This is a genomic window from Actinomycetes bacterium (assembly GCA_036510875.1).
GTDB lineage: Bacteria > Actinomycetota > Actinomycetes > Prado026 > Prado026 > DATCDE01.
This window is the reverse complement of the sequence record DATCDE010000111.1, coordinates 1-24,814: the sequence shown is the minus strand read 5'-3', so window position 1 is coordinate 24,814 and position 24,814 is coordinate 1. Positions and strand designations below refer to the sequence as shown.

23 protein-coding genes and 1 pseudogene are annotated in these 24,814 nt (G+C 72.8%); 8 read left to right on the top strand and 16 right to left on the bottom strand.

Annotated elements, in window-relative coordinates:
* The first annotated feature begins 5 nt into the window (after positions 1-5).
* The 3 genes and pseudogenes from sdhA (at position 6) to VIM19_06600 (ending at position 3,408) form a co-directional block, all read left to right on the top strand.
* Entirely contained in the window at positions 6-1,748 is a 1,743-nt protein-coding gene (gene sdhA, locus VIM19_06610) for a succinate dehydrogenase flavoprotein subunit (GenBank protein ID HEY5184567.1), read from the top strand.
* 89 nt (positions 1,749-1,837) lie between these two features.
* The gene (locus tag VIM19_06605; protein HEY5184566.1) at positions 1,838-2,542 is read left to right on the top strand and encodes a succinate dehydrogenase iron-sulfur subunit; all 705 of its coding nucleotides are present in this window, start codon (positions 1,838-1,840) and stop codon (positions 2,540-2,542) included.
* 35 nt (positions 2,543-2,577) lie between these two features.
* Positions 2,578-3,408, top strand: a pseudogene (locus tag VIM19_06600) (D-alanyl-D-alanine carboxypeptidase).
* Between the two features lie 186 nt (positions 3,409-3,594).
* On the opposite strand, the gene VIM19_06595 reads toward VIM19_06600, so the two are convergent.
* From VIM19_06595 to VIM19_06580, 4 genes are read right to left on the bottom strand one after another with little or no spacing between them, the layout of a single operon-like run.
* On the bottom strand, positions 3,595-4,605 hold the full coding sequence (locus VIM19_06595) for a YihY/virulence factor BrkB family protein (protein ID HEY5184565.1): 1,011 nt from the start codon (positions 4,603-4,605) through the stop codon (positions 3,595-3,597).
* Positions 4,606-4,623: 18 nt separating this feature from the next.
* Positions 4,624-5,172 carry a 2'-5' RNA ligase family protein gene (locus VIM19_06590; protein ID HEY5184564.1) on the bottom strand — a complete coding sequence of 183 codons (549 nt, stop codon included), beginning with the start codon at positions 5,170-5,172 and terminating at the stop codon, positions 4,624-4,626.
* A complete protein-coding gene (trpS, locus tag VIM19_06585; GenBank protein HEY5184563.1) occupies positions 5,169-6,194 on the bottom strand; it encodes a tryptophan--tRNA ligase in 1,026 nt (341 codons plus the stop codon). The genes VIM19_06590 and trpS overlap by 4 nt, the downstream gene beginning before the upstream one ends.
* A 47-nt stretch (positions 6,195-6,241) precedes the next feature.
* Complete coding sequence (locus tag VIM19_06580) at positions 6,242-7,507, bottom strand: hemolysin family protein (GenBank protein HEY5184562.1); 1,266 nt, start codon at positions 7,505-7,507, stop codon at positions 6,242-6,244.
* A 136-nt stretch (positions 7,508-7,643) separates the two neighbouring features.
* Between VIM19_06580 and VIM19_06575 the strand changes: the two genes are divergently transcribed.
* Positions 7,644-8,891: a hypothetical protein gene (locus VIM19_06575; protein ID HEY5184561.1), complete on the top strand. Its 1,248-nt coding sequence runs from the start codon at positions 7,644-7,646 to the stop codon at positions 8,889-8,891.
* Between the two features lie 43 nt (positions 8,892-8,934).
* On the opposite strand, the gene VIM19_06570 is transcribed toward VIM19_06575, so the two are convergent.
* The 7 genes from VIM19_06570 to purN form a co-directional block, all read right to left on the bottom strand.
* On the bottom strand, positions 8,935-10,152 hold the full coding sequence (locus VIM19_06570) for an NADP-dependent isocitrate dehydrogenase (protein HEY5184560.1): 1,218 nt from the start codon (positions 10,150-10,152) through the stop codon (positions 8,935-8,937).
* 15 nt (positions 10,153-10,167) lie between these two features.
* Entirely contained in the window at positions 10,168-11,127 is a 960-nt protein-coding gene (gene mdh / locus VIM19_06565; GenBank protein HEY5184559.1) for a malate dehydrogenase, read from the bottom strand.
* A 98-nt stretch (positions 11,128-11,225) separates the two neighbouring features.
* The gene (locus tag VIM19_06560; protein ID HEY5184558.1) at positions 11,226-11,543 is read right to left on the bottom strand and encodes a DUF3017 domain-containing protein; all 318 of its coding nucleotides are present in this window, start codon (positions 11,541-11,543) and stop codon (positions 11,226-11,228) included.
* The gene (locus tag VIM19_06555) at positions 11,540-12,409 is read right to left on the bottom strand and encodes a bifunctional methylenetetrahydrofolate dehydrogenase/methenyltetrahydrofolate cyclohydrolase (GenBank protein HEY5184557.1); all 870 of its coding nucleotides are present in this window, start codon (positions 12,407-12,409) and stop codon (positions 11,540-11,542) included. Before VIM19_06555 ends, VIM19_06560 begins: the two co-directional genes overlap by 4 nt.
* A 13-nt stretch (positions 12,410-12,422) precedes the next feature.
* Positions 12,423-13,019 carry a pentapeptide repeat-containing protein gene (locus VIM19_06550; GenBank protein ID HEY5184556.1) on the bottom strand — a complete coding sequence of 199 codons (597 nt, stop codon included), beginning with the start codon at positions 13,017-13,019 and terminating at the stop codon, positions 12,423-12,425.
* A 5-nt stretch (positions 13,020-13,024) separates the two neighbouring features.
* Entirely contained in the window at positions 13,025-14,608 is a 1,584-nt protein-coding gene (purH, locus tag VIM19_06545) for a bifunctional phosphoribosylaminoimidazolecarboxamide formyltransferase/IMP cyclohydrolase (protein ID HEY5184555.1), read from the bottom strand.
* On the bottom strand, positions 14,605-15,261 hold the full coding sequence (gene purN, locus VIM19_06540; protein HEY5184554.1) for a phosphoribosylglycinamide formyltransferase: 657 nt from the start codon (positions 15,259-15,261) through the stop codon (positions 14,605-14,607). The genes purH and purN overlap by 4 nt, the downstream gene beginning before the upstream one ends.
* 71 nt (positions 15,262-15,332) lie before the next feature.
* On the opposite strand from purN, the gene VIM19_06535 reads away from it, so the two are divergent.
* The gene (locus tag VIM19_06535) at positions 15,333-15,713 is read left to right on the top strand and encodes a hypothetical protein (protein ID HEY5184553.1); all 381 of its coding nucleotides are present in this window, start codon (positions 15,333-15,335) and stop codon (positions 15,711-15,713) included.
* 7 nt (positions 15,714-15,720) lie between these two features.
* On the opposite strand, the gene VIM19_06530 is transcribed toward VIM19_06535, so the two are convergent.
* The 4 genes from VIM19_06530 to VIM19_06515 form a co-directional block, all read right to left on the bottom strand.
* Positions 15,721-16,980, bottom strand: a complete 1,260-nt coding sequence (locus VIM19_06530) for a DUF6350 family protein (GenBank protein HEY5184552.1) — start codon at positions 16,978-16,980, stop codon at positions 15,721-15,723.
* A 78-nt stretch (positions 16,981-17,058) separates the two neighbouring features.
* On the bottom strand, positions 17,059-17,955 hold the full coding sequence (gene sucD, locus VIM19_06525; GenBank protein HEY5184551.1) for a succinate--CoA ligase subunit alpha: 897 nt from the start codon (positions 17,953-17,955) through the stop codon (positions 17,059-17,061).
* A gap of 25 nt (positions 17,956-17,980) precedes the next feature.
* The gene (gene sucC, locus VIM19_06520; GenBank protein HEY5184550.1) at positions 17,981-19,156 is read right to left on the bottom strand and encodes an ADP-forming succinate--CoA ligase subunit beta; all 1,176 of its coding nucleotides are present in this window, start codon (positions 19,154-19,156) and stop codon (positions 17,981-17,983) included.
* Between the two features lie 72 nt (positions 19,157-19,228).
* The gene (locus VIM19_06515; protein ID HEY5184549.1) at positions 19,229-19,639 is read right to left on the bottom strand and encodes a cobalamin B12-binding domain-containing protein; all 411 of its coding nucleotides are present in this window, start codon (positions 19,637-19,639) and stop codon (positions 19,229-19,231) included.
* Positions 19,640-19,795: 156 nt separating this feature from the next.
* On the opposite strand from VIM19_06515, the gene VIM19_06510 reads away from it, so the two are divergent.
* On the top strand, positions 19,796-20,746 hold the full coding sequence (locus VIM19_06510; protein ID HEY5184548.1) for an alpha/beta fold hydrolase: 951 nt from the start codon (positions 19,796-19,798) through the stop codon (positions 20,744-20,746).
* A gap of 52 nt (positions 20,747-20,798) precedes the next feature.
* Positions 20,799-21,500, top strand: coding sequence for a M23 family metallopeptidase (locus VIM19_06505; protein HEY5184547.1), 702 nt, complete (start codon positions 20,799-20,801; stop codon positions 21,498-21,500).
* Between the two features lie 34 nt (positions 21,501-21,534).
* Here the strand turns inward: VIM19_06505 and pcrA are convergent, their stop codons facing one another.
* Positions 21,535-23,802: a DNA helicase PcrA gene (gene pcrA / locus VIM19_06500; protein HEY5184546.1), complete on the bottom strand. Its 2,268-nt coding sequence runs from the start codon at positions 23,800-23,802 to the stop codon at positions 21,535-21,537.
* Positions 23,803-23,872: 70 nt separating this feature from the next.
* On the opposite strand from pcrA, the gene VIM19_06495 reads away from it, so the two are divergent.
* Complete coding sequence (locus VIM19_06495) at positions 23,873-24,592, top strand: PIG-L deacetylase family protein (GenBank protein ID HEY5184545.1); 720 nt, start codon at positions 23,873-23,875, stop codon at positions 24,590-24,592.
* Positions 24,593-24,814 lie beyond the last annotated feature (222 nt).

Genomic DNA, 24,814 nt, shown 5'->3' with positions numbered 1-24,814 from the left:
CGCGCATGCAGACCCATTCGTACGACGTCGTCATCGTCGGAGCCGGCGGGGCCGGCATGCGGGCGGCCCTCGAGTCCGGCCAGCAGGCCCGCACCGCGGTGCTGACCAAGCTGTACCCGACCCGGTCCCACACCGGCGCGGCTCAGGGCGGCATGTGCGCCGCGCTGGCCAACGTCGAGGAGGACAACTGGGAGTGGCACACCTTCGACACGGTCAAGGGCGGTGACTACCTGGTCGACCAGGACGCCGCCGAGGTGATGTGCAGGGAGGCCATCGACGCGGTCCTCGACCTGGAGAAGATGGGGCTGCCGTTTTCCCGGACCCCTGAGGGCCGCATCGACCAGCGCCGGTTCGGCGGGCACACCCGCAACCACGGCGAGGCCGCCGTCCGGCGGGCCTGCTACGCGGCCGACCGCACCGGGCACATGATCCTGCAGACGCTGTTCCAGAACTGCGTGAAGCAGGGCGTCGAGTTCCACAACGAGTTCTACGTCCTCGACCTGCTGATGACCGACGGGCGCGCGGCCGGCGTGGTGGCCTACGAGCTGGCCACCGGTGAGCTGCACGTGTTCTCGGCCAAGTCCGTGGTCTTCGCCACCGGCGGCTTCGGCAAGGTGTTCAAGACGACGTCCAACGCGCACACCCTGACCGGGGACGGGATGGGCATCGTCTGGCGGCGCGGGCTGCCGCTCGAGGACATGGAGTTCTACCAGTTCCACCCGACCGGCTTGGCCGGACTCGGCATCCTGCTCACCGAGGGGGCCCGCGGCGAGGGTGGCATCCTGCGCAACTCCGAGGGCGAGCGGTTCATGGAGCGCTACGCCCCCACCATCAAGGACCTCGCCCCGCGCGACATGGTCTCCCGGGCCATCTACACCGAGGTCCGGCAGGGCCGCGGCGCCGGCCCGCACAAGGACTACGTGCTGCTCGACCTGACCCACCTGCCCCGCGAGCAGCTGGACGCCAAGCTGCCGGACATCACCGAGTTCTCCCGCACCTACCTGGGCATCGAGCCCTACACCGAGCCGGTGCCGATCTACCCGACCGCTCACTACGCCATGGGCGGCATCCCGACGAACATCAACGCCGAGGTGCTCCGGGACAACACCGACGTCGTGCCGGGGCTGTACGCGGCCGGCGAGGTCGCCTGCGTCTCCGTCCACGGCGCCAACCGGCTGGGCACCAACTCGCTGCTGGACATCAACGTGTTCGGCCGCCGGGCCGGCATCGCGGCGGCCGAGTACGCGACCGGGGCCTCGTTCGTCGACCTGCCGGAGAACCCGGCCAGCGAGGTCGAGGCGCTGCTCGGGCGGCTGGCCTCCAGCGAGGGCTCCGAGAAGGTGGGCCGGATCCGGTCCGAGCTGCAGCAGACGATGGACGACCACGCATCCGTGTACCGCACCGAGGCGACCTTGAAGCAGGCGGCCGCCGACATCGCCGCGCTGAAGGATCGCTACCAGCGGGTCACCGTGCAGGACAAGGGCAAGCGGTACAACACCGACCTGCTCGAGGCCGTCGAGCTCGGCTTCCTGCTCGACCTGGCCGAGGTGCTGGTCGTCGGCGCGCTGGCCCGGACCGAGTCCCGCGGCGGTCACTTCCGCGAGGACTACCCGACCCGGGACGACGTCAACTTCATGCGGCACACCATGGCCTACCGGGGTGCCGATGCCGAGGGCCACACCGAGATCCGGCTGGACTACAAGCCGGTGGCCGTGACCCGCTACCAGCCGATGGAGCGCAAGTACTGATGTCCACAGACACCCTGTCAGGCGGTCCGGTCGCCGGCGCCCAGCCCCAGCCCCAGGCGCCGCCGGCGGCGCAGCCGACCCCCGGCCGGATCCCGGTGCGGCTGAAGATCCGCCGGTACAACCCGGAGACCGACCCCGAGCCGCACTGGGAGCTGTACGAGATCGACTGCCTCCCGACCGACCGGCTGCTGGACGCACTGCACCAGGTCAAGTGGGAGATCGACGGCACCCTCACCTTCCGACGGTCCTGTGCCCACGGCATCTGCGGCTCCGACGCCATGCGCATCAACGGGCGCAACCGGCTGGCCTGCAAGACGCTGATCCGCGACCTCAGCCCCGAGCACGAGATCACCATCGAGGCGATCAAGGGCCTGGCCCTGGAGAAGGACCTCGTCGTCGACATGGAGCCGTTCTTCGCGGCGTACCGCGACGTCAAGCCGTTCCTCATCACCCACGGCCAGGAGCCCACCCGGGAGCGTCGGCAGTCCCAGGCCGACCGCGCGATCTTCGACGACACCACCAAGTGCATCCTGTGCGCCGCCTGCACGACGTCCTGCCCGGTGTTCTGGAACGACGCGCAGTACTTCGGACCGGCCGCGATCGTCAGCGCGCACCGGTTCATCTTCGACAGTCGGGACGAGGGCGCAGAGGAGCGGCTGCAGATCCTCAACGACCGCGAGGGGGTCTGGCGCTGTCGGACGACGTTCAACTGCACCGACGCGTGCCCGCGCGGGATCCAGGTGACCCAGGCGATCCAGGAGGTCAAGCGGGCCCTGCTGTTCCGTCGGATCTGACGAGCGGGGAGCCCCCAGGTACCCTGGGCGCCACCATGCGGCGCCTCTCCCACCGACTCGCGGCCACCCTCCTGGGCCTGGCCGCGCTGCTGGGTCTGCCGGCCGCGGCGCAGGCGGCCGACGTCGCGACCGGGCCCCTGGGCGGCCCGCTGCTCGGCAGCGCCGGGCTGGTCGTCGCACCCGGCACCGCCGCCCCGCCCAACATCAAGGCCAAGGCGTTCGTGCTGGTCGACGCCACGACCGGAACCGTGCTCGCGGCGCAAGACGCCCACGGGCGGTTCCGGCCCGCGAGCACGCTGAAGACGCTCACCGCGGTCACCCTGCTGCCGCTGCTCGACCCGGCCACCGTCTACACCGCGGTGTACGACGACGCGGCCGCCGAGGGCAGCAAGGCTGGGATCGTCCCGGGGGGCACCTACACCGTCGACCAGCTGTTCGACGCGATGCTGCTGCCGTCCGGCAACGACGGGGCGCACGCCCTGGCCGAGGTCGCGGGTGGCGTGCCCACGACGGTGGCCATGATGAACGAGACGGCCCGCAGGCTGCAGGCCGACGACACCCACGCGGTGAACCCCAGCGGCCTGGACGCCGACGGCCAGCTCACCTCGGCGTACGACTTGGTGCTGATCGCCCGGGCCGGCTTGCAGCGGTCCGACTTCCGGTCCTACGTCTCGCGGAAGGTCGCCGACTTCCCGGGGGTCATGCCGAAGACCCCCGGGGCCGCGCGGGGCACCTTCAAGATCTACAACCAGAACCGGCTGCTGCAGGACGGCTACCCGGGCGCGGTCGGGGTGAAGACCGGGTACACCACCCTGGCCGGGCGCACCTTCGTGGGCGCGGCCGAGCGCAACGGGCACCTGCTCATCGTCAGCGTCATCCAGCCGGCCGGGCTCACCGAGCCGGCCGCGAAGGCGCTGCTGGACTGGGGGTTCGCCCACCTGAGCACCCCGGGCGTGGGCCGGCTGGTGGACCCGCTCACCAGCAGCTCGGCGGCCACACCGCGCCGGACGGCCAACGCGGTCACCGCGGGGATCAACCCGCCGCGCTCCGGCTCATCCGTCGGCTCGTGGGCGAGCCGGGCCGGCGCCGTCGTCCTGCTCGCGGGCCTGGGGCTGGTCGGCTACGCCGCGGTCCACCGCCGGATCCTGCGCCGTCGCTACGCCCGGTCCCGCTCTCCCCTCCGGCGGTACTGACCGATCGGCCGTCGCCGTCCACGAACCGGCGAGCAGCACCCAGCGCGAGGCGTAGGCGATCCAGGCGAGCAGCCCCACCGTGATCGCGAACGTGCCGTAGACGACGTTGCGGGACGCCGACGCGATGAGCACGGCCCCGACCTGGGTGATGACCTGGCCGCCGACCGCCCCGAGCAGCGCCCCACGCACAGCGACCCGACGGCCGGGGCGGGGCGACGGCAGCAGCCCGTAGATCGCCGTGAACATCGCCCACAGGGTCACCAGCGAGACGAGCAGCGCCAGCAGCCGGACCAGCCACACGTCCAGCATCGTGTCCGGCCCCAGCAGCCGGTCGATGAACGATCCCACCACCGTGGTGAGCGCCGTCGCAGCCACCGCGGCCAGCAGGCACAGCCCCAGCGCCACCAGCGTGAGCAGGTCACGGACCAGCCCGCGGACGAACGGCACCTCGCGGGGGCTGCCGCCGAACACCAGGGTGAGGGCCCGCCGCAGCGCGGCCACCAGCCGCACGCCGGCATAGAGCATCACGCCCAGGCCGACGAGGCCGGCCGTGACCCCCGCGGACGCCAGCTGGGACAGGTCGATCGTCCCGGCCAGCTCCGGCGGCAGGAGATCCTTGACCCCGGACTCCAGCGCGGGCAGGAGCAGCACCAGCACCGACAGCACGCCATAGGCGACCGCGGCCAGCGGGAACAGCGCGAGGAACCCGTAGTAGGTGATGCCCGCCGCGAGCAGAGAGCCCTGGACGTCGGCGAACCGCTGCAGCGCCCGCCACAGGTGGTCGGCCGCCGGGCTGCGGTCGCGCACCAGGGCGGCCCGGCGGAAGGCCCAGCCGAGGATCCCCTTCTCGGCTCGGACCGGCTCGGTCATGGGGCCCCCAGCGCCGGGTCAGGACACCGGTCGGGCGAGCGGAGCAGCGAGCGCGAAGTCCCGGCGCCGGTGCCAGCCGTCGGACCGGTGCTCGTACAGCGAGAACCGGTCGACGGAGAACTCCGCCTCGAAGTCCGCCAGCTCGGCGAGGGCGCGGTCCAGCGCCGCGTCGGGCACGTCGTGCGCGACCGTCACGTGCGGGTGGTACGGGAAGTGCACCGGGCGGGACAGGACGCCGGTGCGCACCTGGCGCTCCAGCTGCTCACAGCCCCCGATGCCCTGGACGACGACGACGAACACCACGGGGGACACCGGCCGGAAGGTGGCCGTGCCGTGCAGCCGCACCTGGAACGGCTGGCCGGCCGCGGCCACCGCGGCCAGGTGCGCCTCGATCTCGGGCAGCAGGGTGGCGTCCACCGTGGTCGGAGGCAGCAGGGTGACATGCGTGGGGATCCCGTGGGCGTTGGTGTCACCGAAGGACTGCCGCGCGGCCCGAAGGCTGGGCCCGAACGGTGGTGGCAGCTCGACGGCCACCCCGATCACCGCGGCCTCGGCGACTCCGCTCATGACGCAGCGGCCGCCGCGGCCGGCAGGAACCCGACCCGGTCGAACGCGGCCGCCCTGGTCCCGGCGGCCAGCTCGGCGGCCCGCTCGGCTCCGGCCGCCAGCAGCCGGTCCAGCTCGGCCGGGTCGTCGAGGTAGCCGTTGACCCGCTCGGTGAACGGCTCGGCGAAGGCGGCGAACGCGTCGGCCGTGTCCGCCTTGAGGTCGCCGTAGCCGCGGCCCTCGTACCCGGCGGCCAGCTGCTCGGGGTCGGTGCCGGTGAGCGCGGCCTGAATGGTCAGCAGGTTGGAGACGCCCCGCTTGTGCTCCGGGTCGAACACGACCTCCCGGCCGCTGTCGGTCACCGCACTGCGGATCTTCTTCACGTTGGCGCGGACGTCGTCCAGCAGGTAGAGGCAGCCGCCGCCGCCGAGACTCTTGCTCATCTGCTTGTCCGGGACCTGAAGGTCAAGGATCTTGGCGGTGCCCTGCATGATGTACGGCTCGGGCACCCTGAAGGTGGGTCCGAACCGGTTGTTGAACCGCTGCGCGAGGTCCCGGCTCAGCTCGAGGTGCTGGCGCTGGTCCTCCCCGACGGGCACCTGGTCCGCCTGATACAGCAGGATGTCGGCCGCCATCAGGATCGGGTAGGTGAACAGCCCGACGCTCGTGCGGTCGTCGCCCTCGCGCTGCGACTTGTCCTTGAACTGGGTCATCCGACGGGCCTCGCCGAAGCCGGTGAAGCAGCCGAGGACCCAGGCCAGCTCCGCGTGCGCCGGCACGTGGCTCTGCACGAAGACCACGCTGCGCTCCGGGTCGATGCCCCCGGCCAGGTACTGCGCGGCCGTGAGCCGGGTGCGCTGGCGCAGCACCTGCGGGTCGTGCTCCACGGTGATCGCGTGCAGGTCGACGACGCTGAAGACGCACTCGTGCGTGTCCTGCATGGCCACCCACTGCCGCAGCGCGCCCAGGTAGTTGCCGAGGTGGAGCGAGTCGGCCGTGGGCTGCATGCCGGAAAAGGCGCGGGGCAGGGACATGGGGGACATTCTGACAAACCCCGCTGCGCCGGCCGACCCCGCCACACCCGGCCGGCTCAGCCGACGGGGGCGACCCGGACCCGCGCCACCCGGCGACCGTCGGTCTGGATGACCGACAGGCGGTACCCCTCGACGTCCACGTGCTCGCCCAGCTGCGGGATGTGCCCGAGCGCGGCCAGTACGTACCCGGCCACCGTCTCGTACGGGCCCTCCGGCAGGGCGAACCCGGCGGCGTCCTCGAAGTCGTCCAGGTTGAGCAGCCCGTCGACGTCGAGCACCCCCCCGACGAGGCGCGACGGCTCCTCCTCCACGTCGTACTCGTCGCGGATGTCGCCGATCAGCTCCTCGACGATGTCCTCGAGGGTGACGATGCCCGCCGTCCCGCCGTACTCGTCCACCACGATCGCCAGGTGGTGCCCGGAGCGACGCATCTCCGACAGGGCCGGGAGCACCGCCTTGCCGTCCGGCAGCAGCATGACCTCGCGGGCCAGGTCCCCCACGCGGGCGCCCCGCTCGGCGCCCCGCGGGCCGTAGAGGTCCCGCACGTGCACGAAGCCGACCACGTCGTCCGGGTCGCCCCGCACGACGGGGAACCGGCTGTGGGTCAGCTCGGAGACCACCTTCACGGCCTTGACCGCAGGCATCGACGCGTCCAGGAAGTCGACCTCCGTGCGCGGCACCATGACCTCGCGCAGCGACCGGTCGCCGGCCTCGAAGACCTCCTCGATGAGCTCCCGCTCCTCCGGGCTGAGCGCGTGGTGGCCGGTCACCAGCGTGCGCAGCTCCTCGTCGGTGATCTCGTTTCGCCCGGCGTTCGGGTCGCCGCCGAGCAGCCGGACGACCAGGTCGGTGGAGCGCGACAGCAGCCAGATGACCGGAGACATCGCGGTGGCGAACCGGTCCAGCGTGGGCGCCACCAGCATGGCCAGCGACTCCGCGCGCTGCAGGGCGATCCGCTTGGGCGCCAGCTCGCCGAGGACCAGGGACAGGTACGAGATCACCAGCGTGATCGCCACCAGGGCCACCGCGTCCGCCACCCCCGAGGACAGCCCCCAGCCGCGGAGCACGGGTGACAGCTCGCCGGCCAGCGTCGCCGCGCCGAACGCGGCGGACAGGAACCCGGCCAGGGTCACCCCGATCTGGACGGCGCCCAGGAACCGGTTCGGGTTGCCGGCGACGGCGGCGACCCGCGCCCCGCGACGGCCCTTGTCGGCCATCCCGCGCAGCTGGGACGCCCGCAGGGACACCAGCGCCATCTCGGTGGCGGAGAACACCCCACCGACGAGCACGAACAGCAGGACCAGGGCCGCATTGGCCCACATCGAACTCATCCACGCCCCCGACGGGGCGCGGGGCTGTGACCGCCGTCCATGCCCTCCAGGGTACGGGCCCGGTGCCTGCCGTCCGGACCGGTCGCTCGGCGCGCCGAACCGTCCGATCGACCGTAGGCTCTCTCGGGTGAGTCTGGTCGTCGTCATGGGGTCCGGGGAAACGGCGCCGGCGATGGTGGCCACCCACCGGGCGGTGTTCGCCTCGACCGGGGACGGCCCGGCCGCGCTGCTGGACACCCCGTTCGGCTTCCAGGGCAACGCCGACGACCTGACCGCCCGGACCGTCGCCTACTTCGCCGAGAGCGTGGGACGCACCGTGACCCCGGCCCGCTGGCGGCGGGCCGACGAGCCGGTGCTGGACCGGGAGTCCGCCCTGGACCTGCTCGCGCACGCCCGCTGGGTGTTCGCCGGGCCGGGCAGCCCCAGCTATGCGCTGCGGCACTGGCAGGGCACCCCGGTGCCCGGCGCCATGCTCGACATCGTCGAGCGCGGCGGCACCCTCGTCATGGGCAGCGCGGCCGCGGTCACCCTCGGCACCCACGCCATCCCGGTCTACGAGATCTACAAGGTCGGCGAGGACCCGCGCTGGCTGCCCGGACTGGACCTGCTCGGGCGGCTCACCGGGATCGCGGCCGTGGTGGTGCCGCACTACGACAACGCCGAGGGCGGCACGCACGACACCCGGTTCTGCTACCTCGGTGAGCAGCGCCTGGCCGCGCTGGAGCAGGCCCTGCCCGACGAGGTCGGGATCCTCGGGGTGGACGAGCACACCGCACTGACCCTCGACCTGCGGGCCAGGACCGCCCGGGTGGACGGCAACGGGGTGGTCACAATCCGACGCCGCGACGGCAGCCGGACGCTGCCGTCCGGGGAGTCGCTGCCGCTGGACCACCTGGCTGCCCTGCTGCGCGGCGGGCCGGTCGACCTGTTCGACCCGGTGGTGGTCGTGGCCGACGACGCCGCCCCTGCCGTGGCCGTGGACCAGCCGTCGCTGCGCGCCGACACCGACCGGACCAGGGAAGCCTTCGAGTCCGCGCTCGCGGCGAAGGACGTCGACGCCTGCGTGGCCGCCGTCCTGACCCTGGAACAGTCGCTGCACGACTGGCGCGCGGACACCCTGCAGGGCGAGGACACCGACCGGGCCCGGCGCACCCTGCGGTCGATGGTGGTGCGGCTGGGGACGCTGGCGACGGTGGGGGCACGCGATCCACGCACCGTGGTGGGCCCCTACGTCGAGCTGTTGCTCGAACTGCGGTCGAGGGCGCGGACGGCGCAGGACTTCGCGACGTCCGACCTGGTGCGCGACCGGCTGGCCGCCGCCGGGGTGGAGGTCCGGGACACCCCCGACGGCCCCCAGTGGAACCTGTCAGGGTGAGGACGACGTATCCGTCGTCCTCACTCTGACAACTGCCCAGAGGTCAGTGGGCCATCGCCGCCTGGAGGTTCTCGTCGAGCGCGGCCAGGAACTCCTGGGTGGTGAGCCAGGGCTGATCCGGCCCGATGAGCAGGGCCAGGTCCTTGGTCATCTTGCCGGACTCCACGGTCTCCACGCAGACCCGCTCGAGCGTCTCCGCGAAGTCCGTCACGGCCGGCGTGCCGTCCAGCTTGCCGCGGTGGGCCAGACCGCGGGTCCAGGCGAAGATCGACGCGATCGGGTTCGTCGACGTCGGCTTGCCCTGCTGGTGCTGGCGGTAGTGCCTGGTCACCGTGCCGTGGGCCGCCTCGGCCTCGACCGTCTTGCCGTCCGGCGTCATGAGCACCGAGGTCATCAGGCCGAGCGAGCCGTAGCCCTGGGCGATGGTGTCGGACTGCACGTCGCCGTCGTAGTTCTTGGTGGCCCAGACGTAGCCGCCCTCCCACTTGAGCGCGGCCGCGACCATGTCGTCGATCAGCCGGTGCTCGTAGGTGATCCCGGCCTTGGCGAAGTCGTCCTTGAACTCGGTCTCGAAGACCTCGGCGAACAGGTCCTTGAACCGGCCGTCGTACGCCTTGAGGATCGTGTTCTTGGTGGACAGGTACACCGGGTAGTTGCGGGCCAGCCCGTACCGCATCGAGGCGCGCGCGAAGTCACGGATCGAGTCGTCCAGGTTGTACATCGCCATGGCGATACCCGGCGACGGGAAGTCGAAGACCTCGAGCTCCATGGGCGCCGAGCCGTCCTTCGGCGTGAAGACCAGGGTCAGCTTGCCCTCGCCGGGGATCAGCGTGTCGGTGGCGCGGTACTGGTCGCCGAACGCGTGACGGCCCACCACGATCGGCTTGGTCCAGCCGGGCACCAGCCGCGGGATGTTGCTGATCATGATCGGCTCGCGGAAGATCACACCGCCGAGGATGTTGCGGACGGTCCCGTTCGGGGACTTCCACATCTTCTTCAGTCCGAACTCCTCGACCCGCGCCTCGTCGGGGGTGATGGTGGCGCACTTGACGCCGACGCCGTGCCGCTGGATGGCGTGCGCCGCGTCGATGGTCACCTGGTCGTCCGTGGCGTCCCGGTGCTCGATGCCCAGGTCGTAGTAGTCCAGCTGGACGTCGAGGTACGGAAGGATCAGCTGATCCTTGATGAACTGCCAGATGATGCGGGTCATCTCGTCGCCGTCGAGCTCGACGACGACGCCCTCGACCTTGATCTTCTCCATCGGTGCTCGCTCCTGTCAGAGGTGCTGGACGTCGGACTGCTTGGCGCGCACCGCTTCCGCGGCCGCCAGCAGCCCGGCCTTCTCGGTGTCGGTGAGGTCCGCCTCGACGACCCGGCGGACGCCCTGCCGGCCGATCTCGGCCTCCACGCCGAGGTACACGCCGGCGATGCCGTACTCGCCGTCGACCCAGGCGCAGACCGGCATGACCGCGCCGGAGTCCTCGGCCACGGCCTTGGCCATCCGCGCGGCCGCGGCCGACGGGGCGTAGTACGCCGAGCCGGTCTTGAGCAGCGCGACGACCTCGGCACCGCCGTTGCGGGTCCGGGTGACCAGCTCGTCGATCGTGTCGGCCGGCAGCAGCTCCGTGAGCGGCCGCCCGTCGACGGTGCACCGGGACGGCACCGGGACCATGGTGTCGCCGTGCGAGCCGAGGGTGAGGGTCCGCACCGAGCCGACCGGCACCGCGAGCGTCTCTGCCACGAAGTAGGTGAACCGGGCCGTGTCGAGCATGCCGGCCTGGCCGATCACCCGGTGCTTGGGGAAGCCCGAGGCGAGCTGGGTCAGCGCGGTCATCTCGTCCAGCGGGTTGGAGACCACGATGATCACGGCGTCCGGCGCGTGCTGGGCGATGTTCTCGGCGACCCCGCGCACGATCTTGGCGTTGGTCTCGATGAGGTCCATCCGGCTCATGCCGGGCTTGCGGGGCAGCCCCGCGGTGACCACGACGATGTCCGAGCCCGCGATGGCCTCGTAGCCGCCGCCGTCCGGAGTCGTCGTCTGGCCGACGATCTTGGTCTCGAAGCCCTCGATCGGCCGGGACTGGTTCATGTCGAGCGCAAGCCCCTCGGGCTTGCCCTCCACGATGTCGGTGAGGACCACCGTGTCGAAGATGTCGTACTCGGCGAGCCGCTGGGCCGTGGTCGACCCGTAGAACCCCGCCCCGACGACCGTGACCTTGCCCTTGCGCTCAGCCATCTCGCACACTCCCCGACCGCTCGGTCAACCGCTGCGGCGATATCTCGGCATCAAGACACTTCTGTCGTTCGCAGGCTACCGAATGCCCGCGCCGGCGCCTACCGGGGGGGCGCGGGGACCACCAGGGCCAGCACCGTGAGGCCCACCCCGAGGGTCAGCAAGGTGGCGACGTCCACGGCCCTCCCCCGGACGACGAGCACCCCGGCCCGCTCCGGTGGCAGCAGGGCGCGCAGCCAGGCGCCGAGCACGACGAAGGCGGCGATCACCAGGCTGCCGCGGCGGAACCGGTCCAGCACGGCGACGACGACCAGCCCGGCGAGGACGCCGAGCAGCACCACGATGATCGGCCACTCCCGCGCGAGCAGGCCCCGCGGCGCCGGTGGGCCCGCGGCTTCGGAGGGGTCGGCCGAGGTCACCCGCGGACGCCGGCGGCCGCCTCGGCGGCCTCGGCGGCCTCGACGACGTTGGTGAGCAGCATCGCCCTGGTCATCGGCCCCACGCCCCCGGGCATCGGAGCGAGGAACGCGGCGACCTCCGCGACCGCCGGGTGGACGTCGCCCACGAGCCCGTCCGGGGTACGGGAGATGCCGACGTCCAGGACGGCGGCGCCGGGGTGGACCATGTCCGGGGTGATCAGCCGGGGGACGCCGGCGGCGGCGACCACGATGTCGGCCTCGCGCACGTGCTTGGCCAGGTGCTTGGTCCCGGTGTGGCACAAGGTGACCGTGGCGTTCTCGCTGCGCCGGGTGAGCAGCAGCCCGAGCGGCCGGCCCACGGTCACCCCGCGACCGATGACGCACACCTCGGCGCCGGCGACCGGGACGTCGTAGCGGCGCAGCAGCTCGACGATGCCGCGCGGGGTGCACGGCAGCGCGGCCGGGACGCCGAGCACCAGCCGGCCGAGGTTGACCGGGTGCAGGCCGTCGGCGTCCTTGGCCGGGTCCATCAGCTCGAGAACCCGGTTGGAGTCCAGGCCGGCGGGCAGCGGCAGCTGGACGATGTAGCCGGTGATGGCCGGGTCGGCGTTCAGCTCGGCGACGGTGTCCTCGACCTGCGCCTGGGAGGCGTCGGCCGGCAGGTCGCGGCGGGTGCTGGCCAGCCCCACCTGCGCGCAGTCGCGGTGCTTGCCGGCCACGTAGGAGCGGCTACCGGGGTCGTCACCGACCAGCACGGTGCCCAGGCCGGGGGTGCTGCCGCGCTCGCGCAGCACCGCCACCCGGGTCGCCAGCTCGGCCTTGATGGCGGCCGCGGTCGCCTTGCCGTCGAGGATCGTCGCGCTCACGCCCTGGATTCTGTCACGGCCCGACGATCGCACCACGGGCCCGCGCCAGAAGCACGGCCTGCTCGAGGTCCAGCCGGGTGCCGGTGAGGTCGAGCGGGGCGAGGTCCACTCCCTCGAGGTCGGCGCCGCGCAGGTCGGCTCCGGCCACCTTCGCCTCGTGCACCCGTGCGTGCGCGAGGTCGCAGCCGCGCAGGCTGGCGCCCCGAAGGTCCGCGCCGGACAGGTCGGCCTCGGCCAGCCGGACGCCGTCCAGGACCGCGCCGGCGAGGTTCTGGCCGCGCAGCGACACGTAGGACCAGTCGCCGCCCTCGACGGTGAGCGGCCGCAGGATGCAGTCCCCCTCGAAGGTCGACCCGGTGAGCTTGCAGCCCGCGAGCCGCACGTCGAACAGGTTGGTGCGGCGGAACCGGCAGCGCAGGAGCGCCGTCCGCTCGAGCACGGCCGCGTTCAGCCGGGCCCCCGACAGGTCGCAGTCCTCCAGCACGCAGCCGACCAGCCGCGCCTCGGTCAGGTCGGCGTCGGAGAGGTCCAGGCCGCTGACGTGGACGCCGTCCAGCTCGACCGCGTACAGGTCGGCGCCGGAGAGGTCGGCGCCGTCGACCCAGTCCATGGTGGTCAGTGGAAGAAGTGCCGCACGCCGGTGAGGTACAGGGTGATCCCGGCCGCCGTGGCCGCGTAGACGACCTCCTCGTCGCGCACCGAGCCCCCGGGCTGGACCACGGCCCGAACACCCGCGGCCGTGAGCACCTCGAGGCCGTCCGGGAACGGGAAGAACGCGTCGGACGCCGCCACCGAGCCGCGCGCCCGCTCCTCGCCGGCCCGCTCCACGGCCAGCCGCGCGGAGTCGACCCGGTTGACCTGGCCCATGCCGACCCCGACGGTGGCCCCGTCGCTGGCCAGCACGATCGCGTTGGACTTCGCCGAGCGGCAGGACCGCCACGCGAACTCCAGGTCGGCGAGGGTGGCCGGGTCGGCCGGCGCCCCGGCCGCCAGCGTCCAGGTCGCGGGGTCGTCGCCGTCGGCGTCGATGGTGTCGCGGACCTGCATGAGCAGGCCGCCGCTGACCTGGCGCCACTCCGCGGTCTTCCCGGGGTGCGGGCCGTCGCAGCGCAGCAGCCGGACGTTCTTCTTCACGGTGAGCAGCTCGAGCGCCGCGGGCTCGAAGCCCGGCGCCACGACCACTTCGGTGAACACGTCGGCCATCGCCTCGGCCATGGCGCGGGTCACCGGGCGGTTGGCGGCCACCACCCCGCCGAACGCGGAGACCGGGTCGCACGCGAAGGCCTTGGCGTAGGCGTCGGCGACGTCGGTGCCCAGCGCGATGCCGCACGGGTTGGCGTGCTTGATGATCGCGACCGTCGGGTCGGCGAAGTCGTAGGCGGCCCGCCTGGCGGCGTCGGCGTCCACGTAGTTGTTGTAGGACATCTCCTTGCCGTGCAGCTGCTCGGCCTGGGCCAGGCCGGGTGCACCGTGCCGGGCGCGGTACAGCGCAGCCGGCTGGTGCGGGTTCTCCCCGTAGCGCAGCACGGCGGCCCGGTCCCAGTCGGCTCCGACCCAGGCCGGGAACCCGGATCCCTCGTCCGAGGGGGCGACCACGCTGCCCATCCAGGAGGCCACCGCGATGTCGTAGGAGGCGGTGTGCACGAACGCATCGGTGGCCAGCGCCCGGCGCTGGGCCAGCGTGAAGCCTCCGGAGGCCACGGCGTCTCGGACCTCGGCGTACCGCGCCGGCGAGACCACCACGGCCACGTTGGCGTGGTTCTTCGCAGCGGCCCGCGCCATGGTCGGGCCGCCGATGTCGATCTGCTCGACGCACTCGTCCTGGCTGGCCCCCGAGTGCACCGTGTCGGCGAACGGGTAGAGGTTGACGACCACGAGCTCGAACGCCGGGATGTCCAGGTCGGCGAGCTGCTCGCGGTGCTCGGCCCGGCGCACGTCGGCGAGGACCCCGGCGTGGACCCGCGGGTGCAGGGTCTTCACCCGGCCGTCGAGGCACTCGGGGAATCCGGTGAGCTCGGCGACCTGGGTCACCGGGATGCCCAGACCGGCGATGGTGGCTGCGGTCGTCCCGGTCGACACGAGTTCGACGCCGGCGGCGTGCAGCCCTTGGGCCAGCTCGGCCAGCCCGGTCTTGTCGTAGACGCTGACCAGGGCCCGACGGACGGGACGACGGTCGCTGTCGGGGTGGGTGTCGCTCACGGGATCGTGACCTTCCTGCCGCGGATGGACCAGCCCTCGCGAGCCATCCGGCCCACGGTGTCGACGAGGAGCCGCCGCTCCTGCTCCTTGATGCGCTCGTGCAGGGCCGCCTCGTCGTCGTCGTCCAGGACCTCGACGGCGGCCTGCGCGACCACCGGCCCGGAGTCGACGCCCTCGTCGACCATGAACAGCGTGCACCCGGTGACCTTCACCCCGTAGGCCAGCGCGTCCCGCGCCCCGTGCATGCCGGGGAACGCCGGCAGCAGGGCCGGGTGGGTGTTGACGAAGCGGTCGCCGTACCGGGCGAGGAACGCCGGCCCGACCAGCTTCATGAAGCCGGCCGAGACCACCAGGTCCGGCTCGTGCTCGTCGACGACGGCGGCCAGCGCGGCGTCCCAGGCGGCCCGGTCCGCGAAGTCGGACACGGCCACGACGAACGTCGGCACGCGGGCCTGCTCGGCCCTGGTCAGGGCGGTGATGCCCGGACGGTCGGCACCGACCGCCACGATCACCGCCCCGTAGGCGGGATCGGCGCAGGCGTCGAGCAGGGCCTGCAGGTTGGTGCCGGTGCCCGAGACCAGGACGACGACCCGCCCGGGACTGCGGGCCGGTCGTACCGTGACCACCGCGGCCTGGTCCGAGGGTTGCGCCACGGTGAGGCACGATATCGGTTGTACGCCCGCCCCCCGGACGCCGGGAGCGGAGTCCGCCAGCGAGGAGCGCAGTGAGCCAGCCGGAGCCCGCCCCGTCCCCGCTGTCCAGCTCGGCGACGGCCACGCTGCTCAGCGGGCTGGCCGCACTGCTCGGCGCGGTGTTCTTCTTCCCGCTCGGGCTCGCCCTCGGGGTGGGCGCCCTGGTCGTCGGTCGGCGCACGCTGCGGGCCGCCAGGACGTCGGGGACCGCCGCCCCGTCGCGTACCGCCGTGGGCATGACGCTGGGGGCGCTGGGCGCGGGTCTGGCCGTGCTCATGGGCATCGTCGTCGTCATGTTCTGGCCGCAGATGCGCGACTACGAGTCCTGCCGAGCCGGGGCCAACACCCAGATCGCACAACAGGCCTGCGACACCCAGCTGCGCACTGCGCTGCTGGACCGGATCGGCCGCTGAGGCAGCCTCAGCCGCGCCGGCGCGGGTCCAGCCGGGCCGCGACGGCGCGCCAGCGGCCCTTCGCCTCCCGCAGCACCCGCTCGGCGGCGCCCGCATAGCGCCCGGCGGCCCAGCCGGTCACGGCCGCCACCCCGGCCACCTCGACGGCCGCGGCCAGGCCGACCGGCCAGCCGTCCGGGCCGAGCGCTGACATCCGGCCGCTGCCCAAGGACCCCGAGGAGAGCAGCGCGAGCCCGCCCAGGGCGACGCCGGCCAGCAGCCCGGACAGAGCCGCCCGGACCGGGACCACCACACCCCCCGGCCGCTCGCCGTCCGGCCGGGTGCGGACCGCGTGCAGCCCGACCAGTGCGCCGGCGAGGACCGGCACCAGGACGGCGAGCAGGGACACCGCCGGAGCGGACCCGCTGCCGGGCAGTGCACCGAGCAGGGGGAACGAGGGGACGTCGCCGAGGTGCACCCCGGTCGGCGCGACCGACGTGGCCACACCGACGGCGAACCCGGGCCCCACGGTGTAGGCGGCGGCCCACAGCACCGCGTTGGGCAGCAGCAGCAGCCCGAGCACCAGCAGGGCCAGCACGCCGGCCGGCCCGTGGGCCACCGCCCGCACCAGTTCCACCACCCGGGCCGCGTGCGCCACGAGCGCCACCGCCAGCACGGCGGCCGCGCCTCCGAGCAGCACGGCCAGCCCGACACCGGCCCCGCGCAGCACGCTGCGGGCCGCCGGAGTGAGCGGCCGAAGCGCCAGCCCGCGAGCCTGGCCGCCGCGCACAACCCCGGGGCCGCCAGCGGCCAGCGCGAGCAGCGCCGAGCCGAGAAGCACCGACACGGGGTCCGCGCCGGATCCCGCGTGGTGGCTCAGGTGGGACACGACGAACGCGGTCGCGGCGTACGTCGCCACGAGGGTCGCCACCGCGGCGGCCGCGGACCGCGCCGCGTCCACCGCGACCCGACCGGCCCAGTGGCCGGACCGGTAGAGCAGCAGCGCCGGAACGGCCAGCAGCCCGAGCGGCAGCAGCGAGAGATCGCCGTCCGGGGTGGTGAGCGACGCCCCGTGGGCCATCAGCCAGGCCAGCCCACCGATCTGCAGGGCGTCCTGGGGGGTGGACTGGTCGTGCGGTGCCGCGGCCCAGACCACGAGCACCGGGACGGCGATGACGGCGAGCCCGAGAACCCCGGCCCACAGCCCTGCGGTCGCCCCCGAGACCACCGGCGAGCGCAGCGGTTCGGCCCGGCCCGCAGCGCGCGGTCGCTCGAGCTGGACGGTCACATCCCGATCGTCGCAAACCGGACAGCCCCCGCCGGGAAGCCACGCCCGACGGCCCGCGACGAACAGCCCCCGGGTGGGTCAGGCGCTGGCGACGATCTCCCGCATCAGCCGGGCGGTCTCGGACGGCGTCTTGCCGACCCGAACACCCACGGCCTCGAGGGCTTCCTTCTTGGCCTGTGCGGTGCCGGACGAGCCGGACACGATCGCGCCGGCGTGCCCCATGGTCTTGCCCTCGGGTGCGGTGAACCCGGCCACGTAGCCGACGACCGGCTTGGTCACGTGCTCGGCGATGTAGGCCGCGGCCCGCTCCTCGGCATCCCCGCCGATCTCCCCGATCATGACGATCGCGTCGGTGTCCGGGTCGTCCTGGAAGGCGGCCAGGCAGTCGATGTGGGTGGTGCCGATGACCGGGTCGCCACCGATGCCCACGCAGGTCGAGAAGCCGAGGTCCCGCAGCTCGTACATCATCTGGTAGGTCAGCGTGCCGCTCTTGCTGACCAGGCCGATCCGGCCCGCCTTGGTGATGGTGCCCGGGATGATCCCGGCGTTGGACTTGCCGGGGCTGATCAGTCCCGGGCAGTTCGGCCCGATGATCCGGGTCGTCCCCGAGTTCTGCGCGTGCTGGAAGAAGTCGGCGGTGTCGTGCACCGGGACGCCCTCGGTGATGACGACGACCAGCGGCATCCCGGCGTCGACCGCCTCGTAGACCGCGGCCTTGGTCCCGGCCGGTGGCACGAAGACGACGGAGACGTCGGCCGCGGTCTTCTCGACGGCCTCGGCCACCGAGCCGAAGACCGGCAGCAGTACCGGACCGTCCGGGCCGGTGAACTCCACCTGCTCGCCGGCCTTGCGCGGGTTCACCCCGCCCACGATGTTCGCTCCGGTGGAGAGCATCCGCTGGGTGTGCTTACGGCCCTCGGACCCGGTCATGCCCTGGACCACGACCCGGGAGTTCTCGGTGAGGAAGATCGCCATGCGTGCTCGGTCCCGTCTGTCGTGTCTAGGCGGACGAGGCGGCCAGCTCGGCCACCCGTCGCGCCGCGTCGTCCATGGTGTCCACCAGCTCGACGCCGGCCAGGCCGGTGTCGAGGAGGATCCGGCGTCCCTTGTCCGCGTTGTTGCCGTCCAGGCGGACCACGAGCGGCTTGTCGACCACGTCGCCCTTGCCGGCCAGCAGCGCGAAGGCCTGCACGATGCCGTCCGCGACGGCGTCGCAGGCGGTGATGCCGCCGAACACGTTGACGAAGACCGCCTTGACCTCCGGGTCGGACAGGATGATCTCCAGCCCGTTCGCCATGACCTCCGCCGAGGCACCGCCGCCGATGTCGAGGAAGTTGGCCGGCTTCACGCCGAGCTCCTCGCCGGCGTAGGCGACGACGTCCAGCGTGCTCATGACCAGGCCGGCGCCGTTGCCGATGATGCCGACCGCACCGGAGAGCTTGACGTAGTTGAGGTCCTTCTCCTTGGCCCTGCGCTCGAGCGGGTCGGCCGCGTCACGGTCCACCAGGTCGGCGTAGCCCGGGTGCCGGTAGCCGGCGTTGTCGTCGAGGGTGACCTTGCCGTCGAGGGCCACGACCTGCCCGTCGGGGGTCTTCACCAGCGGGTTGACCTCGACGAGGGTCGCGTCCTCGACCGTGAACACCTCCCACAGCTTCTGCAGGACTGCGATGACCTGGTCCCGCACGTCCGCGGGGAAGCCCGCGGTGTCGGAGATCTCGGCGGCCTTCGCGGCGTCCACTCCCTGGATCGCGTCGACCGGGATCCGGGCCAGCGCGTGCGGCCGCTCCACCGCCAGCTGCTCGATCTCCATGCCGCCCTCGACGGAGGCCATCGCCAGGTAGGTGCGGTTGGCCCGGTCGAGGAGGAACGACACGTAGTACTCGGCGTCGATGTCGCTCGCCGAGGTCACCAGGACGCGGTGCACCAGGTGTCCCTTGATGTCCATGCCGAGGATCGCCTGGGCCTTGTCGAAGGCGTCGTCTTGACCCTGGGCCAGCTTCACGCCGCCGGCCTTGCCGCGGCCGCCGGTCTTCACCTGGGCCTTGACCACCACGGTGCCACCGAGCCGGCGGGCGACGTGCCGCGCCTCCTCGGGCGTGGTCGCGACCTCGCCGGGGAGGACGGGCACGCCGTGCCGCTCGAACAGGTTCTTGGCCTGGTACTCAAACAGGTCCACCCGGCACTCCGTCCTTCGTCAGCGGGGATGATCCGCAGCGTAGACCGGGCCGGTCCCGACCGAGCAACCGGGCTAGTCGCCGACCCGCTCCTGGCCGACGTGGGTGCGCACCCAGTCGACGATCTCGTACGTGGGAGCACCGGGAGTGAAAACCTTACGGACCCCCATGGCCGCCAGCTCGGCGATGTCGTCGTCGGGGATGATCCCGCCGCCGAACACGACGATGTCGTCGGCCCCGCGCTCGCGCAGCAGGTCGACGACGCGCCGGAACAGGGTGAGGTGCGCCCCGGAGAGCACCGACAGGCCGACCGCGTCGGCGTCCTCCTGGATGGCCGTCTCGACGATCTGCTCGGGGGTCTGGTGCAGACCGGTGTAGACCACCTCGACGCCTGCGTCGCGCAGCGCGCGGGCCACCACCTTGGCACCACGGTCGTGCCCGTCCAGCCCGGGCTTGGCGACGATCACTCGGATCGGGGCGGTCACGGCTCACCTCCGCTGCAGATCCTGGATCTTCCGGCCGATGTATGAGCCTAACGAATCGGCCACGGTCGCGTGGCGCTGCCCGTCGGGCCCCCGCCGCCGTCGCTACGATGCGCAGGTCTCGGGGCGCCTGCGCCCAGGAGGTTCGGGAGGGACGGCGTGAGCGCTCGGGAGCGGCTGGACATCGCGGGCCGGACCGTGCGCACCGGCGCGCGGACCGTGCTGAGCCCCGCCGGGATCCGAGGCACCGCCGTCGAGCTGGCCTGGCTCGGGGCGCACCTGGTCATGTACCCCCTCGGGCTGGCCGAGGAGCGGGCCCGCGAGGAGGTCGACCGGTACTCGCTGCACGGGCTGCCCCCGATGCAGCGAGGGCTCATGATCGGTGACGTCGAGGCGGCCGGGACGCCGATCCTGCTGGTCCACGGTGTGGTGGACAACCGGTCGATCTTCACGGTGCTCCGCCGGGGGCTGCGACGGCGCGGCTTCGGCCGGGTGACCGCGCTCAACTACAGCCCGCTGAGCGAGGACGTCCGGGAGGTCGCCGAACGGCTGGCCGAGACCGTCGAGGCGGTCTGCGCGGACACTGGCTACGAGCGGCTGCACGTGATCGGGCACTCGATGGGCGGCCTGGTGGGGCGGTATTACGTGCAGCGGATGGGCGGCGACGCCCGGGTGCACACCTTGGTGACGTTGGGCACACCCCACGCCGGCACGTTCGCGGCCCGGCTGGTGCCGCACCCGGTGGCCCGGCAGCTGCGCCCCGGCAGTGACGTGGTGGCCGAGCTGGCCGCCCCCGCCCCGGGCTGCCGGACCCGGGTGCTGTCCATCTGGACCGACCTCGACCAGATGGTCATCCCCAAGCGGTCGGCCCGGCTGGACCACCCGGACCTGATGGCCCGCAACGTCTTCGTCCGCGGTGTCGGCCACCTGTCGCTGCCCATCGACGGGCGCGTGGTGCACGAGATCGGGGCCACGCTGGCCCACCTGGACCACGACGGGACGACGCTGACGGCCGGCGTCACCTCGCTGCCGAGCCACCCGCAGACCCGGACCCGGCGACGTCGAACAGCTACGGAGCGTCACCAACCGTTGAGGTCCGTGTCACGCTGAGTACCACTGATCACGGTGCCCCGGCGGAACACCTCGGGCACCGTGAACGACCGTGTCCTCCCAACGTCGCCACGTCCAGCCTCGGCCCGGCCGCCGTCCACGGGGGCGGTCCGCCGTCCTCGTCGGGCTGCTCGGTACGGGTCTGACGCTGGCCGCGGCCGCACCCGTCGCCCTGGCCGGTCACGGCCATCCGCCCGTCCGCCTCGCGGCGGCTCCCATCGCCCACGCGACGGCGACCGCCAACCCGATCACCGCAGCTGCCACCACCCCCAGCGTTTCCGCCGCGCGGGCGGCCAAGCCGGCCTCCCGGGCGCAGGTGCGCACGACACCAGCGGCGGCGGCCACCCGCCCGACCGCGGTCCGCCCGGTGGCCGGCGGCTACCAGCTCACGGCCCGGTACGGCGAGCGCAGCGGCCGCTGGTCCCTGGGCTTCCACACTGGGCTCGACTTCGCCACGAGCACCGGAACCCCGGTGGTCGCGGCCGCGGCCGGGGTGGTGCGCGAGGCGGGCCGGGACGGCGCCTACGGACGCCGGATCGTCATCGTGCTGGCCGACGGCACCGGGACGACGTACAACCACCTGTCGGCGATCAGCATGCAGGTGGGCGAACGGGTGGGCACCGGGGAGCGGATCGGCCGGGTCGGCTCGTCCGGGAACACCACGGGTGCGCACCTGCACTTCGAGGTGCTGGCCCGCCCCGGGCGGTTCGTCGACCCGCTGGGCTGGCTGCTCGCGCACGGGGTCCGGGCCTGACCGCACCCGACTCCGCGGTCCGGCCGGTCCGGGGCTAGAGCTTCTCGACCGGGGCGTAGCGCAGCAGCAGCCGCTTCACGCCGGACCCGCCGAAGTCGATGGTGGCCTCGGCACGCTCGGCCGCCCCGGCCGTGCTGACCACGGTGCCCAGCCCGAACGTGTCGTGGCTGACCCGGTCCCCCGGCTGCAGCGCGACCACCGCGCGGTTGCCGGGGGACGACGTCCCGGGACGGGCGGCCAGCCGGGCTCCCGCGGGGGTGGACGGCGGCGCGGACGGCGCCGGCTCCGCACGTTCCCACTCGACCAGCTCGGTCGGGATCTCCTCGAGGAACCGGGACGCCGGCCAGTACTGCGGCGCCCCCCAGGCCGACCGCACCACCGCCCGGGACAGGTACAGCCGCTGCCGGGCCCTGGTGATGCCCACGTAGGCCAGCCGCCGCTCCTCCTCCAGCTCGCGGGGGTCGCCCAGGGAGCGCTGGTGCGGGAAGACGCCGTCCTCCAGCCCGGTGAGGAAGACGACCGGGAACTCTAGGCCCTTGGCCGTGTGTAGGGTCATCAGGGTGACCACGCCGCCGTGCTGGTCGCCGTCCGGGATCTCGTCGGAGTCGGCCACCAGCGACACCCGCTCGAGGAAGTCGGCGAGGGTGCCGTCGGGGTCGGCCTCCTCGAACTCGCGGGCCACCGCCACCAGCTCGAGGACGTTCTCGGCGCGGGTCTCGTCCTGCGGGTCGCTGGAGGCCTGCAGCTCACCGAGGTACCCGGTCTGCTCCAGCACCGCCTCCAGCACCGTGGCCGGCCCGGACCCGGCCTCGACCAGGGTGCGCAGCGACTCGACCAACCGGACGAAGCCCTCGATCGCGGTCACCGAGCGGGCCGCGATGCCCGGGGCGTCGCTGGCCCTGGCCAGGGCCTGCCCGAACGGGATCCGCTCGCGGTCGGCGAGCACATTGACGCAGGCCTCGGCCCGGTCGCCGATGCCGCGGCGGGGAGTGTTCAGGATCCGGCGCAGCGACACGGTGTCGTCCGGGTTGGCCAGCAGCCGCAGGTAGGCGATCGCGTCACGGACCTCCCGGCGCTCGTAGAAGCGCACCCCGCCGACCACCTTGTAGGGCAGGCCGACCCGGATGAACACCTCCTCGAACACCCGGGACTGCGCGTTGGTTCGGTAGAACACGGCCACGTCACCGGGGGTGGCGTGCCCGGCGTCGGTCAGCCGGTCGACCTCCTGGGCCACGAAGGCCGCCTCGTCGTGCTCGTTGTCGGCGACGTAGCCGACGAGGGGCCAGCCCTGCGCCGACTCGGTCCACAGGTTCTTCGGCTTGCGGTTGAGGTTGCGGGAGATGACCGCGTTCGCGGCCGACAGGATGGTCTGGGTGGAGCGGTAGTTGCGCTCCAGCAGGATCGTGTGGGCGGCCGGGTAGTCCTCCTCGAAAGCGAGGATGTTGCGGATCGTGGCGCCCCGGAACGCATAGATCGACTGGTCGGCGTCGCCCACGACACACAGCTCGGCCGGCTCGACCCCGTCGGTGCCGCGCCCGACCAGCTCGCGCACCAGCACGTACTGGGCGTGGTTGGTGTCCTGGTACTCGTCCACGAGCACGTGCCGGAACCGTCGGTGGTAGTGCTCGGCGACGTCCGGGAAGGCCTGCAACAGGTTGACCGTCGTCATGATCAGGTCGTCGAAGTCCATGGCGTTGGCCTCGCGCAGCCGCTGCTGGTACCGCGCATAGGCCTCGGCCAGGGTCTGCTCCAGGTGGTTGGCCGCCCGCCGCGCGAACGCCTCGTGGTCGACCAGCTCGTTCTTCAGGTTGCTCACCTGCGCGGAGAACGACCGCGGGGGGTACCGCTTGGGGTCGAGGTCGAGCTCGCGGCAGACCAGGGTCATCAGCCGCTGGCTGTCAGCGGCGTCGTAGATCGAGAAGGTGGAGCTGAAGCCCAGCTTCGCGTGCTCGGCCCGCAGGATCCGCACGCAGGCGGAGTGGAACGTGGACACCCACATGGCCTTGGCCCGCGGCCCGACGAGGGCGGCCACCCGCTCCTTCATCTCCCCCGCGGCCTTGTTGGTGAAGGTGATGGCCAGGATCTCCCCCGGCTGGGCTCCTCGGGCCGCCAGCAGGTGGGCGATCCGGTGGGCGAGCACCCGGGTCTTGCCCGAGCCGGCGCCGGCGACGATGAGCAGCGGGCTACCCGCGTGCAGCACAGCCTCGCGCTGCTGCGGGTTGAGCCCGTAGAGCAGCGCCTCGGGGTCGGTGCCGGCCCGCGGCGCGGCACGCGGCTGGGGGCTCTCGAACAGGGTGTCCATCTCCGGCTCGAGTGTAGGTGGCGGGACCGACGGCAGGCCCCCGCGCGGCCCGCCACATAGGCTGCCGCCCATGCTCTCCGACGCTGAGATCGAGCGCGTGCTCGTTGTGACCGCCCACCCGGACGACGTGGACTTCGGGGCCGGCGGCACCGTGGCCTCCTGGACCCGGGCCGGCCTCGCGGTGACCTACGCGATCATCACGAGCGGGGATGCCGGTGGCTTCGACACCGACGTCCCCCGTGACCGGATCCCGGCCATCCGGCAGGCCGAGCAGCGGGCCGCCGGCGAGCGGCTCGGCGTCCACGACGTGCGGTTCCTCGGCTACGTCGACGGCGAGCTGACCGTCACCCACGACCTGCGCCGGGACATCAGCCGGGTGATCCGCCAGGTGCGCCCGCAGCGGATGGTCGTGCAGTCGCCCGAGCGCAACTGGGACCGGATCGGCGCGTCCCACCCGGACCACATGGCGGCCGGCGAGGCGGCCCTGCAGGCCGTCTACCCGGACGCGCGCAACCCGTTCGCCCACCCGTCGCTGCTGCGCGACGAGGGGCTGGCCGAGTGGGTGGTGCCCGAGGTGTGGGTGATGGGCACGCCGGCCCCCAACCACTACGTCGACGTGACGGACTACTTCGCCGACAAGATCTCAGCGCTGCGGGCCCACGCGTCGCAGACCTCGCACGTGGACGAGCTCGAGGAGTTCGTCCGCGGTTGGGCCGTGCGCACCGGGGCCGCGGCCGGGCTGCCGGAGGGCGGGCTGGCCGAGGCGTTCAAGGTGGTCGCCACCGGCTGATCGCCGGCTGATCGCCGGCCGATCTGTTGACCATCAGTTATTTCTACTGGACTGTTGACTTCCTAATGGTCGTAGGTACATCTAACGAGGCTTCGCCTCTGACCGCCGAGCTGGGGCTGGCGTGCGCGGTCAGGTGCGGCCGGGCTGCGGGTCATGGTTGATGGTGTCGTGAGGGTGAGCGATCTGCTCGATGGTCATGTGGTGCTGGACGTGCAGTGCCTG